General features: G+C 71.5%; 15 protein-coding genes. 5 read left to right on the forward strand and 10 right to left on the reverse strand.

What is annotated here, in order from left to right; all coding sequences use genetic code 11:
- Positions 1–32: 32 nt before the first annotated feature.
- Positions 33–374 carry a nuclear transport factor 2 family protein gene (locus A3CE_RS53005; RefSeq protein ID WP_020647153.1) on the reverse strand — a complete coding sequence of 114 codons (342 nt, stop codon included), beginning with the start codon at positions 372–374 and terminating at the stop codon, positions 33–35.
- Between the two features lie 236 nt (positions 375–610).
- Positions 611–1393, reverse strand: a complete 783-nt coding sequence (locus A3CE_RS0147360) for an inositol monophosphatase family protein (protein WP_020647154.1) — start codon at positions 1391–1393, stop codon at positions 611–613.
- A 27-nt stretch (positions 1394–1420) separates the two neighbouring features.
- Between A3CE_RS0147360 and A3CE_RS0147365 the strand changes: the two genes are divergently transcribed.
- Complete coding sequence (locus A3CE_RS0147365; RefSeq protein WP_020647155.1) at positions 1421–2329, forward strand: LysR family transcriptional regulator; 909 nt, start codon at positions 1421–1423, stop codon at positions 2327–2329.
- Positions 2330–2392: 63 nt separating this feature from the next.
- On the opposite strand, the gene A3CE_RS0147370 is transcribed toward A3CE_RS0147365, so the two are convergent.
- Entirely contained in the window at positions 2393–3001 is a 609-nt protein-coding gene (locus A3CE_RS0147370) for an NAD(P)-dependent oxidoreductase (protein ID WP_020647156.1), read from the reverse strand.
- A gap of 146 nt (positions 3002–3147) precedes the next feature.
- Between A3CE_RS0147370 and A3CE_RS0147375 the strand changes: the two genes are divergently transcribed.
- Together A3CE_RS0147375 and A3CE_RS0147380 are read left to right on the forward strand one after the other, a co-directional pair.
- Complete coding sequence (locus A3CE_RS0147375; protein WP_020647157.1) at positions 3148–4416, forward strand: P-loop NTPase family protein; 1269 nt, start codon at positions 3148–3150, stop codon at positions 4414–4416.
- Positions 4413–5078 carry a hypothetical protein gene (locus A3CE_RS0147380; RefSeq protein WP_020647158.1) on the forward strand — a complete coding sequence of 222 codons (666 nt, stop codon included), beginning with the start codon at positions 4413–4415 and terminating at the stop codon, positions 5076–5078. Before A3CE_RS0147375 ends, A3CE_RS0147380 begins: the two co-directional genes overlap by 4 nt.
- A 28-nt stretch (positions 5079–5106) precedes the next feature.
- On the opposite strand, the gene A3CE_RS0147385 is transcribed toward A3CE_RS0147380, so the two are convergent.
- The 4 genes from A3CE_RS0147385 to A3CE_RS0147400 form a co-directional block, all read right to left on the reverse strand.
- A complete protein-coding gene (locus tag A3CE_RS0147385) occupies positions 5107–5508 on the reverse strand; it encodes a DUF6294 family protein (RefSeq protein WP_020647159.1) in 402 nt (133 codons plus the stop codon).
- A gap of 68 nt (positions 5509–5576) precedes the next feature.
- On the reverse strand, positions 5577–7403 hold the full coding sequence (locus tag A3CE_RS0147390; RefSeq protein WP_020647160.1) for a RiPP maturation radical SAM C-methyltransferase: 1827 nt from the start codon (positions 7401–7403) through the stop codon (positions 5577–5579).
- A gap of 19 nt (positions 7404–7422) precedes the next feature.
- On the reverse strand, positions 7423–7728 hold the full coding sequence (locus A3CE_RS0147395; protein WP_020647161.1) for a hypothetical protein: 306 nt from the start codon (positions 7726–7728) through the stop codon (positions 7423–7425).
- A gap of 20 nt (positions 7729–7748) precedes the next feature.
- Positions 7749–10520 (reverse strand): AfsR/SARP family transcriptional regulator, encoded by a 2772-nt coding sequence (locus A3CE_RS0147400; RefSeq protein WP_020647162.1) that lies wholly within the window; start codon positions 10518–10520, stop codon positions 7749–7751.
- A gap of 135 nt (positions 10521–10655) precedes the next feature.
- Between A3CE_RS0147400 and A3CE_RS53010 the strand changes: the two genes are divergently transcribed.
- Positions 10656–11261: an RNA polymerase sigma factor gene (locus A3CE_RS53010; RefSeq protein WP_020647163.1), complete on the forward strand. Its 606-nt coding sequence runs from the start codon at positions 10656–10658 to the stop codon at positions 11259–11261.
- Positions 11262–11277: 16 nt separating this feature from the next.
- Here the strand turns inward: A3CE_RS53010 and A3CE_RS0147410 are convergent, their stop codons facing one another.
- Both A3CE_RS0147410 and A3CE_RS0147415 read right to left on the reverse strand, forming a co-directional pair.
- A complete protein-coding gene (locus tag A3CE_RS0147410) occupies positions 11278–12189 on the reverse strand; it encodes a hypothetical protein (RefSeq protein ID WP_020647164.1) in 912 nt (303 codons plus the stop codon).
- Positions 12190–12195: 6 nt separating this feature from the next.
- A complete protein-coding gene (locus A3CE_RS0147415) occupies positions 12196–12834 on the reverse strand; it encodes a hypothetical protein (RefSeq protein ID WP_020647165.1) in 639 nt (212 codons plus the stop codon).
- Positions 12835–12969: 135 nt separating this feature from the next.
- Here A3CE_RS0147415 and A3CE_RS0147420 point away from each other — a divergent pair, with 135 nt between their 5' ends.
- The gene (locus tag A3CE_RS0147420; protein ID WP_020647166.1) at positions 12970–13848 is read left to right on the forward strand and encodes a DUF3616 domain-containing protein; all 879 of its coding nucleotides are present in this window, start codon (positions 12970–12972) and stop codon (positions 13846–13848) included.
- On the opposite strand, the gene A3CE_RS0147425 is transcribed toward A3CE_RS0147420, so the two are convergent.
- Positions 13849–15501 carry a CotH kinase family protein gene (locus A3CE_RS0147425; RefSeq protein ID WP_020647167.1) on the reverse strand — a complete coding sequence of 551 codons (1653 nt, stop codon included), beginning with the start codon at positions 15499–15501 and terminating at the stop codon, positions 13849–13851.
- Positions 15502–15560: the final 59 nt, after the last annotated feature.

Consider the following 15560-nt stretch of genomic DNA (forward strand, 5'->3'; position numbering starts at 1 on the left):
CGGCGCGGGCAGGCAGAACAAGCTGCCCGACCTCATCCGACTGCTCGTGAATTTTCCCCGGAACCGAAGTCTGTCTTCTGGACCGTGATAAGCCCATAGTCCGAAAGCGTGAAACTGTCGATGAAGGCGGTATTTGTACTTCCGCCGTTCGGCCCAATGGCGGCAATCACGCCGATCATCACGACCTCACCGTGCGTCACCGTCACGCTCTGCAGAGTGTGCGCCGTCGGCGACTTGGCCGCGCGGAAGCTTTCAATGGCGCAGCGGCCCCTTATCGGCGCGATTCCCGGAAAGTAAAGAACGGCGTCGGCGGTGAAAAGGGAACCGTATCCGTCGAGGTCCCCGATATCGAGATAGTGGTAGCTGAGCCGCACGTGGTCGATTCCGAGTGCGCCGGCGGCGGCACTCGGCCGACCGTGTTTCCCTGCTCCAGCTGGCGCCATTTCGGCGTCCCTCCACTGATCGTCTTTGCGGGGGTCCGGGTGGCGCAGCCCCCGGCCCGGGGCGAAGCTCCGGATGTCACTGAGTCGTCCCGGGCCGGGGCTTCGTCACCCGGACCGGCGGGTCCGCCCAGTCTGACCGGGCCGGCTTGCGCCCCGCTATCCGCGGGCTATCCCGCGGTGAGAACGGCCAGGGCGGCGGCGTGCACCCCCGGCGCGGCGGCGAGGTAGCTCCGGCAGGCCGGAGTCCAGGGACTGCCCTCGAGGTCGGTGACCACGCCACCGGCCTCCTGGACCAGCAGCACGCCCGCCGCCTGCGAACGCACGTTGTCGAACTGCCAGTGCAGGTCCATCCGGCCCGCGGCGACCAGGGCGAGCTGCTGGCTCACCGGCACGGAGATCCGCACGTGGAGGGCGGCCTTCGACATCACGCCGAAGGAGGCGCCCATGCGGTCCAGGAGCTCGGCGTCCTGACCGGGCTGACCTTGGCCGGTGCCGGCCAGGGCGCCGTCGAGCGACGTCTTGCCGGAGACGTGCGCCGGGACGCCGTTGAGGAACGTCCCGCCGCCTTCGAGGGCGGTGAACGTCTCGTCGAGCACCGGGAAGCAGACCACGGCCAGCACCGGGCGCCCGTCGCGGACGAGGCTCACGCCGATGTTCCAGTCCGGCATGCCGTGGACGGCGTTGACGTTGCCGCCCACGGGATCGATCAGCCACCACTCGCCGGCGGGCAGGGGGCCCGACCCGTGTTCGTCGTCGAGCCAGCGCGCCTCCGGCCGGATCTCGGCCAACGCCGGTCGCAGCGTGTCGGCGACGGCCGTGTCGTTGTCGTGCAGGCTCGTCAGCAGTCCGGTCAGCCCGGCTTGCCGCGACTCGGGGGAGTAGCGCCGCAGCATGCGGGCGCCGGCGTGCCGCACGGCGGTGGCGGTGGCAGCGAGCAGTTCCTTGTCCATGAATCCTCCTGTGGTTGTCTTGCCTTCGTGCAACTCGACTTGAACCTGCTCACGGTGCTGGACGCCCTGCTCGAAGAGGGCAGCGTGCGGGGCGCGGCCGAGCGGCTGCACCTGTCCTCGCCCGCGGTCAGCCGCACCCTCGGGCGGCTGCGCGCCGTGACCGGCGACGACATCCTGGTCCGCACGGGCCACGCGATGGTGCCGACGCCGTACGCGGTGGCCGTCCGCGAGGACGTCCACCGGCTGGTCGAGCGGGCGCGCGACGTGCTCTTGCCCGCCCGGGACCTGATCCTCGCCGAGCTGGACCGCACCTTCACGATCCAGTGCCACGACGCGCTCGCCGCTTCGGTGGTCCCGGTGCTCGTCGGCAAGCTCCGGGAGCAGGCCCCCGGCGTGCGGTTGCGGGTGCTGGCCGAGCATTCCGCCGACACGGACGACCTGCGGCAGGGCCGCGTCGACCTGGAGCTCGGCGGAGGACGGCCGCACCTGCCCGAGTTCCGCTCCGAGACCCTCGGCCACGACCCGCTGGTCGTCGCGATGCGCCCGGGACACCCGTGTGCCGGCCACCTCGACCTGCGTTCGTACGCGGCGCAGCCGCACGTGGTCATCTCCCGGCGCGGCAAGCTCACCGCGCCGATCGACGACGTGCTGGCCGCCGAAGGACTGCGCCGCCGGGTGATCGCCGCGGTGGCGACGGTCGCCACGGCCCTGGAGCTGGCCCGCCGCGGCGACGTGCTTGTCACCTGCACCGGGGTGCTCGGCCGGCCGCTCATCGAAGCGTTCGGGCTGGTCACCCGGCCACTGCCGGTCGAGACACCGGCGGCGCCGATCTGCTGCACCTGGCACCAGCGCTACGACTCCGACCTCGCCCACGCCTGGTTCCGCGGCCAGGTGCGGGCCTCGGTCGAGGAGATCACCGCCGCCCACCCGCAGTGACCGCCAGGCACACCGGCGTGGAGCCACGCCTGAGCGCTCCCGGCCCGGCGCTCGGGACCCGCGCTAACCGGCCAGCGGGAGGGCCACCGTGCCGGGGAACCGCGGTGCTTCGGCCTCGTCGAGCATCGCCGCGGCGACGGTGTCCCGGCTGATCGTCGTGGTGAGGTCCAGGACGGGGGCGGCGTCCAGGCCGGCCGTGCGCCGCCCCGGGCTTTCCGGGCCGTCCGCGAGCAGCCCCGCGTGGAAGACCGTGCCCCCGGCCGCGAGGACGGTGTTGTCGGCCTCGACCTTGTCGCCGAGCCGGTCGCGCAGCAGTTTCGCAAGCACGCCGGCGGCCGGTCCCGCCACGCCGGCGGACGCGCCGGTGCCGTACGCGCCGAGCCAGATGATCCGCCGTGGTCCGGCGGCGACCACCGCCTTGGCGCCGGCGAGCAGGACCCCGGCCCGGTCCGTGCCGAGCGCGGAGAGAACGACCGAGTCCGCGCCGATGACGGCGGCGACGCTCGCCGGATCGTCCACATCGGCCGCCACGATGCGCAGACCGGCGGAGCCGGCCAGGGCGACGCGTCCGGGATCGCGGGCGATCGCGGTGACGGTGTGACCCCGGCGGAGGGCTTGTCTGGTGAGCGCGAGGCCGGTCCGGCCGGACGCCGCGAGAACGGTGAGGTCCATGTCGGCAACGCTAGGGCTCTCGCGGCTTGACATCAAAGACAATCCAGTAAACCAGTGATTTACCGCCACGCAATCCGCCGGGGAAACCAGGTGTATTTCCGGGCAGGCCCGCGGCTCCGTCCCGTGAGGGAAAAAGGGGAGGAACCGTGAGCGCCGCGCTGATCGTTCTCGTCGTGGTCCTGGTCGCCGTGCTGCTCGTGCGGCGGCACCGTCGCCGGCGCGTCGCCGCGGTGGTGGCCGGGCCGCCCGGCGGGATCCCGGCGTTCCGGATCGTGACGCTGGGCCTGCAGGGCTCGGGCAAGACCTTGCTGCTGACCGGGATCTACCGCCGCCTGCAGACCCCGGGTGACCGCGGCTTCTACCTGCGCGTCCCGCACGAGCAGCTGATCGAGCTGAACCGGTGGTACCGCAAGGCGGCCGACGTCGACGAGGAGTGGCCGCGCGGCACGACCCGCGGCGAGCTGCGTGAATTCGAGTTCAGCGTGATGGCCGACGTCGGCGGAGCGGCCGAGCCCGTGGTCAAGCTGGGCTACCTCGAGTACCCGGGTGAGCTGCTGACCGACCCGGACGCGCCGGGCTCGACCGCCCAGGCGAAGCTGCTGCAGGCGATCGCCGGTGCCGACGCGCTCGTCGGCATCATCGACGGCTTCCGCCTGCTGCAGGCCGAACAGGGCGACCAGCGCGGCGCGCTGATGCTCGAAGCCTCCCTCGACGCCATGATCAACGCGATGCTGCCGGTGCGCAGCCCGATCGTCTTCGTGATCACCAAGTGGGACCTGCTCGACCACCTGCACCCGGACGAGAACGAGCGCCTGCGGATCGTGCGCGACCGGCTGATGGCGACGCCGGGGTTCGCCGACCTCGTCAAGGTGCACAGCGCCCGGCGGATCGTGCGGCTGATCCCGGCCACCGCGGTCGGGCACGACTTCGCCGTCTTCTCCGGCGGCATGGTCCGGAAGAAGCCGGACGGGCGGTTCCGGCCGGGGAACGTCGAAGCCGCGTTGTCGGTGGTGGTGCCGGACATCCTGCGCCAGACCGAAGTCGCCCTCGACCGCGCCACCCGCGAAGAGCTGCTCGCGGCCGCGCAACGGCGGCTGCGGATGGGCCCGGCCGAGGCACTCCGCACGCTCGGCGCCCACCTCACGACGCACGCCGCGCGGGTGCTGGCGTCCGCGGTCGGCGCGGGCCTGATCGCCGAATCCGGCCTGTCGCTGCTGTTCGACACGCTCGGCCCGCACGAGGACTTCGCCGGGCGCGCCGACCGGCTGGCGCGGCTCGGCGAAGCCGACCGGCTGGCCGAGCACTACGTCCAGGCCCGGCGGCGGGTGGTGGGCGAGCTGCAGCGGCAGGTCGCGGTGCTCGAGGCGAAACTGCCCGTCTCCCGCCTCGGCGGCGACCGCTGGGGCGACTGGTGACGGGCCGGGCGTGGCCGTTCCTGGTCGCCCGCGGGCGGCGGCGCGGCTATTCGGCGCTGCTGGTCCCGGGCTTCCTGCGGGAGCACGGGTTCCTGGAGGCCACGGCGATCCCGCTGGACGACGTGCCTTCGCGCGCCGTGGCGACGCCGCACGGCGTGCTCGTCTGGGCCGAGCACGCGGTGACGGCGGCGGAGGCCCGCGGCGAACCTCGCGACGAGTACGGCCGTCCCCTCGTGCTGCTGCACGGCTTCCTGTGCCCGGACGGCGAGCCGGTGACGGCGTCCGCGGCCCTGGCCTGGACGACGACTGCGGCGCTCACGACGTACGGCCGGTTCCTCGCCGACGAGGAAGGCTTCCGGACGGACCGTTCGGAGCCGTTCCCGATCGAGGTCGCCGCGGTGGCGCGGCCGCGGGTCGCTCCGCCGGAAGAGCCCGCGCGGCCGGTGCGCGGCCTCGTGGGGGCGGGCGCCGCCGCGCTCGTCGTGGCCGGCGCGGTGGCCGCGGTGGTCGGCTTCGCCTCGGCCGGCGACGACGCCCCGGTGCTGTCCCCGTGCGCCCGCGACGTCGTCGAACTGACCGGCACGCCGACGGTTCCGGCCGCGACCTGCGTCCGGGACGGGAAGCCCGTGCCGTACTCGCTCCCGCCGTCGCGGCGGCCGTAGCGACCGTGGCGGAACCGCCACACTGCGGTCAGCAGCTCGAATACATCTTCAGGTGCGCGATGTGCCCCCACAGGGCGACGTCGAAGGTCGCCCAGGCGCGGAACCGGTAGTCTTCCGCGCTGCTCGGCATGGTCCGCACGAACTTGCGCCAGTCCCCGTCGACCGGGTGCTCGGTGGTGAGTGAACCCAGGATCGCCCCGCCGGCGTCGTGCAGGTCGACGTGCCGCACCACCCAGACGTCGTGGTCCTCCCGGCTGGTTACGGTTGCGTCGAAGGCGGCGGTCCCGTCGGGGAACAGCGTCCACTTGGCACCCGCCAGCATCGTGCCGGCGCCCCTCCGGATCGTCCCCCAGCCGAACTTCCAAGGTGTCCAGCCGGTGAGCCGCTCCGCCGAGGCGCTCGCCGCCTGCACGATGACCGACGGGTCCATGTCACGCGCCTTCCGCTCGTCCCGGTGTTCCCGACGAACAGAGGCGCGGACGACCGGCTTGATACCGGTCACCGGCCGGGTGTCGCGGGCAGGGCGAGGGAGAGGGCGAGGGTGCCGTCGAGGAACATCAGCCCGCGTTCGCCGAACCGCCGGAAAGCGCCTTCGACCGCGGAAACTCCCACCGCGAGGCCGAGCTCCCGGTGCACGGCCGCGGCGGTGCGGGGGCGGTCCACACAGGCCAGGTAGATCTCGGCGAGGGTGTCGTGGAACGTGTGGGTACCGCGGGTCCCGGCGTGCCTGCCGTCGTAGATCTGAAGGAACCCGGGAGCGCTGCGGTACAGCAGCACCGGCGGTTCTGTCTCCCAGGCCGCGGACCACGCCGAAACGGCGTCCGCCAGCGGGGCGTAGACCTCCGGTGGCAGCTCGTTCTCCGGCTCGTAGCCGAAGAAGTAGGCGATTCGCCGAATATCCACTGTGGACGGATAGACGTGCCGGTAGCTCGGCTCGGGCTCCCGGGCCCGCAAGGGGAACCGGCCGGGCTGGGTGAACAGCGGGCTGAAGCGCTCCAGCCACAGCCGGTTCGCGCCGGTCGGCGGCTGGAGGTGGACCAAGTGCGGGACGACGGCCGCTTGCGCGGCGTACTCGTCGGCGGGCTCGCCGGGGAAACCCCAGAGGATGTTCCAGGCGACGGCGATCCCGTAGTACCGGGCCCAGCGCAGGAAGTTGACGTTCTGCGCGGCCCGGACGCCCTTGTCCATCAGCCGGAGCACCTCGGAGCTGAGCGACTCCAGGCCGGGCTGCAGCTCGGTGACGCCCGCCTGGGCGAGGAGCTTCAGCTGGGCGCGGGTCAGGTTCGCCTTGACCTCGTAGAAGATCCGGTACTCCCGGCCGGCCTCGGCCAACGCCGGCACCAGCGTCTTGAGGTAGCCCGGCTCCAGGATGTTGTCGACCGCGGCGAACCGGAAGGTGCGGTGCCGCCGCGCCTGCCGGTCCAGCTCACCGAGCACCCGGGACGGCGATTTCGCGCGGAACCGCATGGTGGTTCCGTTGAGCCCGCAGAACGTGCAGTGGTGCTTGGCGCCCCACCAGCACCCGCGGGCCGACTCGAACGGAAGCGCGATGTGGCCGGTCGGCAGCCCGAGCCGGGCCGCCCGTTCGAAGTACTCGTCGTAGTCCGGCACGGGCAGGTCGTCGAGCCGGTCGTGCGGCGCCTCGGACGGCGTCGCGACGACCTCGTCGCCGGCGCGCCGGGCGACGCCGGGGATCCCGCCCGGGTCCTTGTCGTTGGCCAGTGCGCCCAGCAGGCGCGGGAACGCGACGTCACCCTCGCCGAGCACGGCGAAGTCGACGCACTCGATCGACCGGACCAGCTCCAGGCCCATCTCGCCCTCGAAGTTGGCCCCGCCGAACACGGTGACGACGTCGGGATCGCGCTCCTTGAGCAGACGGGCGAGCGCGAACGACGCCGTGTTCTGCTGGAACGTCGAGCTGAAACAGACCACGCGGCTGCCGGCGAGTTCCCCGGCCACGGTGTCGAGGAACGCGGGAACGTCGTGCTCCCGAACGGTCGTCAGCCATTCCCGCGCCGGCAGCGAGTCGTCCAAGTAGGACAGTTCGGCGCCGAGTTCGGTGAACAGCTTCCCGTCCGGATCCGGCGCCGCCTCCCCGAACGCCGCGACGGAGAACAGCCAGTCACCCAGTTGCCGGCCGCGGTGCTCGGCCAGCGCCCGGTAGCGGTCCGCCCCGATCCGCACCGCGAAGTCGAGGTTCAGGTGCAGCGTCCGCACCGGGAGCCCGTGCTGTTCCGCGATCGCCTTGAGCAGCCCGAGCTGGATGGACGGCCGGTCGGCTTCGAGGAACGGCATGGACACGAGAACGGCGGGTGAAGCGGTCATGGCCGGGATACCGCCTTGCTCACGGCTTCACCGTATAGGGTCTGATGGCGGCGTTGATCGAGTCGTTGATCGAGGCGTTGATGGAGGTGTTGAGGGAGGCTTGGATAAGCGGGGGCAGGGTCCAGTTGCCGTGCGAATACGCCGTGATCAAATCCGCTTGTTCCGGCGTGAAGGATTCGTTGAACCCGGCCTTGAGATCTTCCTTTTGCGCGGTCAAAATCCAGGCGATCCAAAGGATGGCGGACAAGAACTTGCGCTCATCCTCGTCCTCCAGGGTGCTCTTGAAGGTTTGGACGTACTGGCTGAACTTGACGACGTCGAGCATTTGCCCCTCCTGTCGGGTCACTATCCACTGTGTACTGATGCCAGCCTCGCGCGCACCTCGTCCGCTTCGGGATGGGCGAGGTGCGCGAGGATGTCGTGGGCCTGCTGCCACCCGGTGCGGGCGGACTCGACATCGCCCAGGTTGCGGCGGATGTTCGCGAGGTCGATGAGAACCCGGGCCTCGATCACCCGGTTCCCGTTGTGGTGCATGAGTGCCAGTGCCTTCTCGTAGCAGGCGATCGCCCGGGAATGCTCGCCGAGCTGATTGTGGGCGTAGCCGATGCTGTGCCAGCTCTGCGCCGCGCCGTCCTGATCGCCGAGCAGCGTCTGCAGGTCGAGCGCCCGCTGGCAGTACTCGATGGCCGAGGTGTGCTCGCCGAGCAGGGTGTGGAACCAGCCGACGGCGTTGAGCGCCGTCGCCTGGCCTGCCTGGTGTTCGGCCGCGCGAAACAGCTCCAGCGCCCGTTCGGAGTGCGAGAGCGCGTCCGCGACGGCCCCTCGTCGATCGAGCAGCCAGGCGAACTGACGATGTGCGTAGGCTTGTCCCACGGCGTCATCGCTCGCGCTGTACAGGGTCAGCGCGAGCCGAAGATCGTCCTCGGCTTCGGCGTGCCTGCCGAACCTGCCGTGCGTGACGCCCCGATGCAGGTGCGCGAACGCCTGCTTGCGCTGGTCGCCGAGGCGGTGCGCGGCGGCCAGCGCCGCCGTGAGCACGTCGCTCTCGTCATGCCAATGCCCGCGCCTCGTCAGAAACCGCTGCATCGACCAGGCGAGCTCCCAGACCCGGGCGTCGAACTCGGCGTCCGCATGGACGGCCTGAAGCAGTACCCGGTGCTCGGCCTCGAACCAGGCCAGCGCCTGCCGGGCGTCGACGATCCGTTCCGGTTCGGCTCCCTCGGGCAACGGGGTCAGCGTGGGCGGCACTTCGAGCCGGGGATCGATGAACCCGTCGGCGTGGTAGGCGCTGTGGGCGTAGTGGCCGAGCATGCGGTGGACGGCGGCGGCGCGCTCGGCGGGGGACTCCTCTTCGCCGGCCAGTTCGGCGGCGTAGGCGCGCAGCAGGTCGTGCAGCGTGTAGCGGCCGGGGGCGTGCTCGGCGATCAGGTGCGCGTGGGCGAGCTCGGTCAGGAGCGCCCGCGTGCGGCCGGTGGGCAGGCCGGCCGTACTCGCCGCCGCGCGGGTGCCGACGTCCGGGCCGGGGTGCAGGCCGAAGAGCCGGAACAGGCGGGCCGCCGCGGGGTCCAGCCGCAGGTACGACCAGGAGAACACCGCCCGCGGGTCGGTCGCTTCGTCGGCGGCGGCGAATTCGTCCAGGCCACGTGCGTCCCGCAGCTGCCCGGCCAGCGCGGCCAGGCCGAACCCGGGGTGGATCGCCGCGCGGGCCGCCACCACGGCCAGCGCCAGCGGGAGGTGGGCGCACAGGCCGATGATCTCGTCGGCCGCGGCGGGTTCGGCCGCCATCCGGTCCGCGCCGATCCGGCGGCGGAGCATCGCACGGGCCTCCGCGGTGTCGAGGAGGTCGACGGGGATGGGCTGCGCCCCGTCCGTGACCAGGCCGGTGAGCTGGTCACGGCTGGTCACGAGCACCACGCTGCCCGGCGCCCCGGGCAGCAGCGGACGCACCTGCCCGGCGTCGCGGGCGTTGTCCAGCACGACCAGGACGCGCCGGTTCGCCAGCAGGGTCCGGTACAAGCCGACCTGCGCTTCCAAGGCGCGAGGGATCCGGTCGCCCGGTACTTCGAGGGCTTCGAGGAACCCGCGGACCGCCTCGGCCGGGGGCACCGGCGAACCGGTCGGATCGAAGCCGCGCAGGTTCACGTACAGCTGGCCACCGGGGAACTCGACGGCGACCGAGTGTGCCCAGTGGACGGCGAGCGCGGTCTTGCCGACTCCGGCGGTGCCCGACAGGACGACGATCCGCGCGGCGGGCGACGGCTCGCCCCTGACCTCGTCGAGGCGGCGCAACGCACTCTCGCGACCCGCGAAACCGGGGGTGTCGGGCGGCAGCTGGGCCGGGGCGGCGGCCGGTGCGGCGCTGGGCGCGGACGGCAGCTCGCCCCGCAGGAGCGCGGCGTGCAGCGTGCGCAGTTCGGGACCCGGATCGGTGCCGAGCGCGTCGGCCAGCCGCCGCCGGACCGCGGCGTAGCGGTCGACGGCCTCCGCGTCGCGCCCGGCGGCGTGCAGCGCGCGCATGAGCAGCGCTTCGAGCGGTTCCGCGAGCGGGTACTCCGCGGCCAGCTCGGGCATCGCGGCGATGACCGCGCCGGGCCGGCCGAGCCGCAGCTCCAGCTCGCCCCAGCGGACGGCCGCGTCGAGCCGGCGCCGGTGCCAGGTCGTGCGGACCCGGTCGGCCCAGTCGCCGTGGATGCCGGCCAGCGGGGCACCTCGCCAGGCGAGCAGGGCCTCGGCCAGCGCCGCGGCCCGGTCGGCGTCGGCGGCCCGGATATCGTTCCCGGCTTCGACCAATTGTGCGAACCGGTGCAGATCGACCGCGGCGGGGTCGATTTCCAGCACGTAACCCGCGCTTTTTCGGAGGACGCCGGCCGTGGTGCCGTCCAGCTCGTTGACCCGTTCGAGTAGCCGGCGTATTCGGCTCAGGTGGGAATACACCACATTGCGCGCTTCCTCGGGCGGGTCGTCACCCCAAACGCGGTCGATGAGTGTCTCGATCGGAACCGGGCGTCCGGCATCGACGGCCAATGCCGCGAGAATCATCTGCTGACGTGGAGTTCCGACGTCCAGCGGCCGCCCCGCGACGCGGAGCTGCACCTCCCCGGACAGCAGAAACTCCATGCGGCGGACTCCCCGTGCTCGACCTGTCCGAACCGGCTTCGTCGATGCTGCCCGCACCGCAAGGTCTCTGCAAGGTCGGCGTAGAGGGCGTGGCGGAATCGTGAACCCGGGAACACGCGAGTCCGGGGAGGGACCATGCAGGACGACTCGACGGCGCCATTGCTGGAAAATGCCGCGCGGGGTGCCGAATGGGCTTGGCGCGACCTGGTCGCGCGCTATTCTTCGCTGATCCACTCGGTGTGCCGGCAGTACCGGATCGGCGACGCGGACGCCCAGGACATCAGCGGCGCGGTGTGGCTGCGGCTCGTGACGAACCTGGCGCAGATCCGCGAACCGGAGGCGCTGCCCGGGTGGCTGCGCACCACCACCCGGCACGAGTGCCTGCGGCTGCTGCGGCACCGGAGCCGGCTGGTCGTGTCCGACGCCGAGATGTTCGCCGAATCGGCGGACCCCGCGCCCGACGCCACGGTGATCGGGGCCGAACGCCTGGTCGCCGCGCGCAAGGCGTGCGCCCAGCTGCCGCGGCGGGATCGGCAGCTGCTCGCGTTGCTGTTCTGCGACCCGCCGAAGTCCTACCGGGAAATCAGCGCGACGCTGGGCATCCCGGTCGGCTCGATCGGCCCGTCGAGGGCCCGGTGCCTGGCCAGGGTCCGCAGCACGCCGGCGATCGCGGCGCTGCTCGCCGTCGACCGGCAGGATTTCGGTGGGCACGTCCCCCAGAGCAGGCGGGCCACGGCTTGATACACCCGGCGCGGAGTCAGGGCTGCTGGTTCTGGAACTGGAACTGGACGCGCACCGAGTCGTCCAGGGGCACGATGATCGTCGAGTTGCTCGCCGACCACTTGTCGGCCACCAGGAACATCCGGTCCTTGCCGTGGATCAGCAGCCGCAGGTGCCGGTACCGGTAGTGGAACGTCTGCCCTTCGGAAGCCGGCAGTTTCGTTTCCTGGATGCCGGGGCTGCGCAGGAACAGGCTTTCCTTGGTGTCGAGGATGACGCTGGGGCGCTCGTCCAGGCGGCTCGCCTCGTACATCGCAAGTCCGCGGCCGGACCACTGGGCCACGGTGGCGGTCATCCAGAACGCGCTGACGGCGACGACGAGGTAGAGCAGCGCCGTCGCGGTCCGGCGGAGCGGCGTCGCGGGGCCGGGCGGGGGCCGCAGGAGCCTGCGCAGCGCCGCGCCGGAGCGGGCCAGTGTGGCGCCCGCTCCGATCAGCAGCGGGGTCACGAGTCCGTACAGCGGCCAGTCACGCAGGAACACGTAGCCGAGGAGCAGCAGGAGCCCGCCTGCCAGGCCGGCCAGGCCCGCCACCTGGCCGGCGCGGCCGAGCCGGCGCAGCCGGACGACCGTCCGCACGGAGGCCGGGGCGTGGATCCGCCGCCGGACGGCGGCGTGCGCCGCGACCGCGCCGGCACCGGCCGCGGCGAACACCAGCAACGGCGTCAGCAGGGGCTGCGGGCTGCGCATGACGTAGTCCTGCGTGCCCAGCCCGATCGTGTCGACGTCGACGCCGAAGTACTGGTACTGCGCACGCGCCGAAACGTAGCCGAAGTAGAACAGCAGCGCGCTGAGCAGGGTCAGCGGCGGGATGATGGCCTTGCCCGACTCGACGAGGCGCTCGAGCCTGCCGGGCGCGGCGTTCTCCGCGGGCATGTTCTCCTCGGCCATCGGAAGTCACCCGGTCGGGCTCGGCGAGGTTTCGGGCGAGCTCGGCGGGGTCTCGGTCACCGGCGATTCCGGCCTGGTGATCTCATCGGGCTGGGTCAGCGGGATCGGTTCCCGGTTCGATCCCGTCCGGAGCTCTCGGCAGAGCTCTTCCCGCCCGGACGGGCAGGTGGCCGTGCCCTCGACGACCAGCTTCGCACTACCAGTGGTTCCGAGAGCCTTCACCGCGACGGAACAGCTGTCGCCATTCGCGTGGAAGGTGAACGATGCGCACGCGGGCTGTCCTCCACAGCCGCCGCCCATGCTGAAGGCATCCGAAGGCGTGATCCGGATCCCGGTGACCCGCACACCGCCGTCCGGCAGGTTCCCCGGCCGCAGCCAGCTGACGTTCACGCACTGGTTCTCGACGGTCTCGTCTTCGGCGCCGCCCCCGACCGGCAGCTGCGGGATCGAGATCGCGACGCCGTAGTCGCCGGATCTCGGCGTTTCGACCCCGCTCGACTCGGTGCCCGGGGTCGACGGCGGCGGTTCCACCGTGGCGGTGTTCTGGCCGGTGCTGCTGGGTGCGCCGGGAGTGGCCGGAGTCGAGCAGCCGGCCAGACCGGCCACCAGTGCCACGACCGGCAGGATCGAACGGAACGGGTTCATCGTCTTTCCTCCTCGGAGTGCGGAGCAGCCGGAGAGCGCGGTGATACACCGTGGCTTTTCCGAGTTCCGAAGCCCCGGCCCGGTTTACACTTCCTTCGCCGGCGAGCGCGTCACCGGCGCGGCAGGGGAGGCGACGTGGAACGGTGGAAGAACGTCAAGCCGGCACCGTTTCCCGAACGGAACGGGAAATTTCCGTTCAACGCCTCGGGAGTCGTGCGCGTGGGCGCCCGGCGGTTCGTTTTCGTCGACAACAAAGACCCGGCTTCGTTGTTCGAAATGAAGTTCGACGCCGAGTTCCGCGAGGTCGAGCGGATTCACCGGCGCCGGCTGACCGGCGTGGACTCCGGAAGCCTGCGGGATCCGGAAGGGCTCACGCGGGTCGACCGGGACGGGGAGATCTTCCTCGTCGTCTCTTCCTCCTTGTGCGTCGAGAACGGGCACCGGATCTGCGACGGCCTGGTCCGCGTCCGCTACCGTCCCGACGGCGACCTGCCCGCCGAGCCGATGGCCGGGTTCCGCGACTGGCTGCTCGCGCGCGAACCCGCCCTGGCCGCGGCCGGCCTGCTGGCGCCGGACGCGGGTGGGCTGAACGTGGAGGGCCTCGCCTGGGACGCGGGCGCGCTGCTGTTCGGCCTGCGGGGACCCGCCGTGGCCGGAGGGGTCACCCTGGTCGAGATCCCCGTCGATGCCGCCGGCGCCCGGTGGACGACCGAGTCGCTGGGACGTCCCACCGTCGTGCACGCACGCCTTCCCCACCCGGCCGTGGTCCAAGGCGTCCGCGACCTTTCCGCCGACGCGCGGACCGGCGGCTTCCTGCTGCTGCTCGGGCGATCCACCAGCGACGGCGACGCGCCGTTCCGGCTCGGCACGTGGACGCGCGGCGACGACCGGGTGGAGCTGCTCGACATCACCTTCCACCGGACCGCGAAGCCGGAGGGTGTCACACCGTTTTCGGCCGGCGGCGAGCAGCGGATCCTCGTCGTCGACGACGCCGGCGGCTACGCGGTCCTGTGATCAGGAGAAGTACAGGTTCGACGGCGTGGGGTCCTGGTGGACCCGCGCTTTTCCGCCGGGCGTGGGGTCCGTCCCGAAAGCCGCGCCCAGGCCGGTCCGGACGCTCTTCAACGTGAAGTAGCCGCTGTAGGTGAATTCGTCGTCGGGCGGGTCGATCGGCGCCACCGTGAATTCCTCGGCGTGCTCGGCGTCGTCCGCCGCCCGCGTGCACAGCAGTTCGTGGCCTTGGCCCGACGTCGTCGTGGTCGCGTGCAGGAACCGGCCGGACGCCTTGCTGCCGAGCGACTGCCCGGTGCCGAGCGGGGCGAAGCACCACAGATCCGCGTCGTCGACGCCGGCCGGCCGGAGGCGGTGGACGACCTCGAAGCTCCCGGCGTCGGGCGCGGGCAGGGTTTCGCTCCCGCTGGCGTGCAGGCACTCGTTGGTGAGGTCCTCGCGGACGTAGGCGCCGTCGGTGCCCGGCAGGCCGCCGCACAGGTAACCGGCGGAAGTGGCGAGCCGGAGCTGCTTCCGCACCGTGGTGAGCTGCGTGGGCATGTCGGGCACGCCGAGCCCGGTCAGCACCGTGCCCATCCGGTCGAGCAACGGCTTCAGGACCTCCTGCTGGGTCTTGTAGCCGAACACGGTGTCCCGGTAGCCGCGGATCCGGTCGATCAGCTGCGCGCGCCGGCCCGGGTCGTCGCGCACGAGCTTGGCGATCAGCCCGGCGGTGTCGATCCGGAAGTGCCGGCCGGGCTGCAGGGTCTGGTCCAGCCCCCACGGGATCATCTTGAACTTGACGTCGTTCACGCCGGGCTTCGCGACGGCGTTCACATCGTTGTACACGTACGTGTTGTTGGTGTTCCGGGAATAGCCGTCCCAGTGCTTGAGGAGGAACTCCATCGCGTAGAGCCGGATGAACTGGTCGAGGTCGAAGACCTCGCTCGCCCCGGCCAGTCCGTGCGCGGCGATGTGGTCGATGGCGAACCGCAGGTCGGCCTTGTCCTCGAACGCCGAGAGCGACTCCACCCCGATGAACGAGAACCGGCCGTCGACGAAATCGTCCTTGTGTTCGAGCTCGTACAGGTTCCCCTTCGCGGCGCCGAAGTTGCGCTCGATGTAGCGGGGCATGATCGGCTCGACGTTCACGAAGACGCCGGGGCTGCCGACGCCGGCCTCGCCCTGGCCGATCGGCGTGCCGTTCACGAGCACCTTGGCGAAATTGCCGCGGGAATGGGGCAGGCCGGCCAGCTCGAACAGCTTGTAGCCGAGCAGCTGGCGGACGTAGGAGAGGTCCTGGACCGAGTTGTTGAGCGTGATGTAACGCGACCCGATCAGCTTCTGGACCGGCGCCTTGTTGGTGTCGAGGAACTTCCCGAAGTCGATGTGCAGGCACGGCTTGCCGCTGCTGATCGAGCCGCAGAAGGACTTCTTCTTGATCCCGACGTCCGCGAACGACGTGCTCGCCGGGAACTTCGTCCCGGACAGCTCCACCGACGTCGCCTTGCGCCAGGTGTAACGGCTGCCGCCGGCCCAGTCGAAGTTGCACACCCCACCCGCCGGCTGCTCGGTGCGCACCGCTTCCCAGTCCGCGGCCGGCATCACGATATTGATCGTCAGGACATTGTCGACGTCGTAAAGGGAATCGAGTGCCTGCTGCTCCTGGATGCTCATCGCGACATTATACGGCGGGTTTTTCGTCGATTCGGCGACGGAAAAGCCTCGAAAGTCAC

The organism is Amycolatopsis balhimycina FH 1894, assembly GCF_000384295.1.
Taxonomy (GTDB): Bacteria; Actinomycetota; Actinomycetes; order Mycobacteriales; family Pseudonocardiaceae; genus Amycolatopsis; species Amycolatopsis balhimycina.

Excerpts from the sequence above, each read along its gene's own strand:
- A3CE_RS0147410 (WP_020647164.1), bottom strand. The coding sequence starts at position 12,189 with ATGGCCGAGGAGAACATGCCCGCGGAGAACGCCGCGCCCGGCAGGCTC.
- A3CE_RS0147400 (WP_020647162.1), bottom strand. The coding sequence starts at position 10,520 with ATGGAGTTTCTGCTGTCCGGGGAGGTGCAGCTCCGCGTCGCGGGGCGG.
- A3CE_RS53010 (WP_020647163.1), top strand. The coding sequence starts at position 10,656 with ATGCAGGACGACTCGACGGCGCCATTGCTGGAAAATGCCGCGCGGGGT.
- A3CE_RS0147370 (WP_020647156.1), bottom strand. The coding sequence starts at position 3,001 with ATGGACCTCACCGTTCTCGCGGCGTCCGGCCGGACCGGCCTCGCGCTC.
- A3CE_RS0147385 (WP_020647159.1), bottom strand. The coding sequence starts at position 5,508 with ATGGACCCGTCGGTCATCGTGCAGGCGGCGAGCGCCTCGGCGGAGCGG.
- A3CE_RS0147390 (WP_020647160.1), bottom strand. The coding sequence starts at position 7,403 with ATGACCGCTTCACCCGCCGTTCTCGTGTCCATGCCGTTCCTCGAAGCC.
- A3CE_RS0147425 (WP_020647167.1), bottom strand. The coding sequence starts at position 15,501 with ATGAGCATCCAGGAGCAGCAGGCACTCGATTCCCTTTACGACGTCGAC.
- A3CE_RS0147395 (WP_020647161.1), bottom strand. The coding sequence starts at position 7,728 with ATGCTCGACGTCGTCAAGTTCAGCCAGTACGTCCAAACCTTCAAGAGC.
- A3CE_RS0147360 (WP_020647154.1), bottom strand. The coding sequence starts at position 1,393 with ATGGACAAGGAACTGCTCGCTGCCACCGCCACCGCCGTGCGGCACGCC.
- A3CE_RS0147415 (WP_020647165.1), bottom strand. The coding sequence starts at position 12,834 with ATGAACCCGTTCCGTTCGATCCTGCCGGTCGTGGCACTGGTGGCCGGT.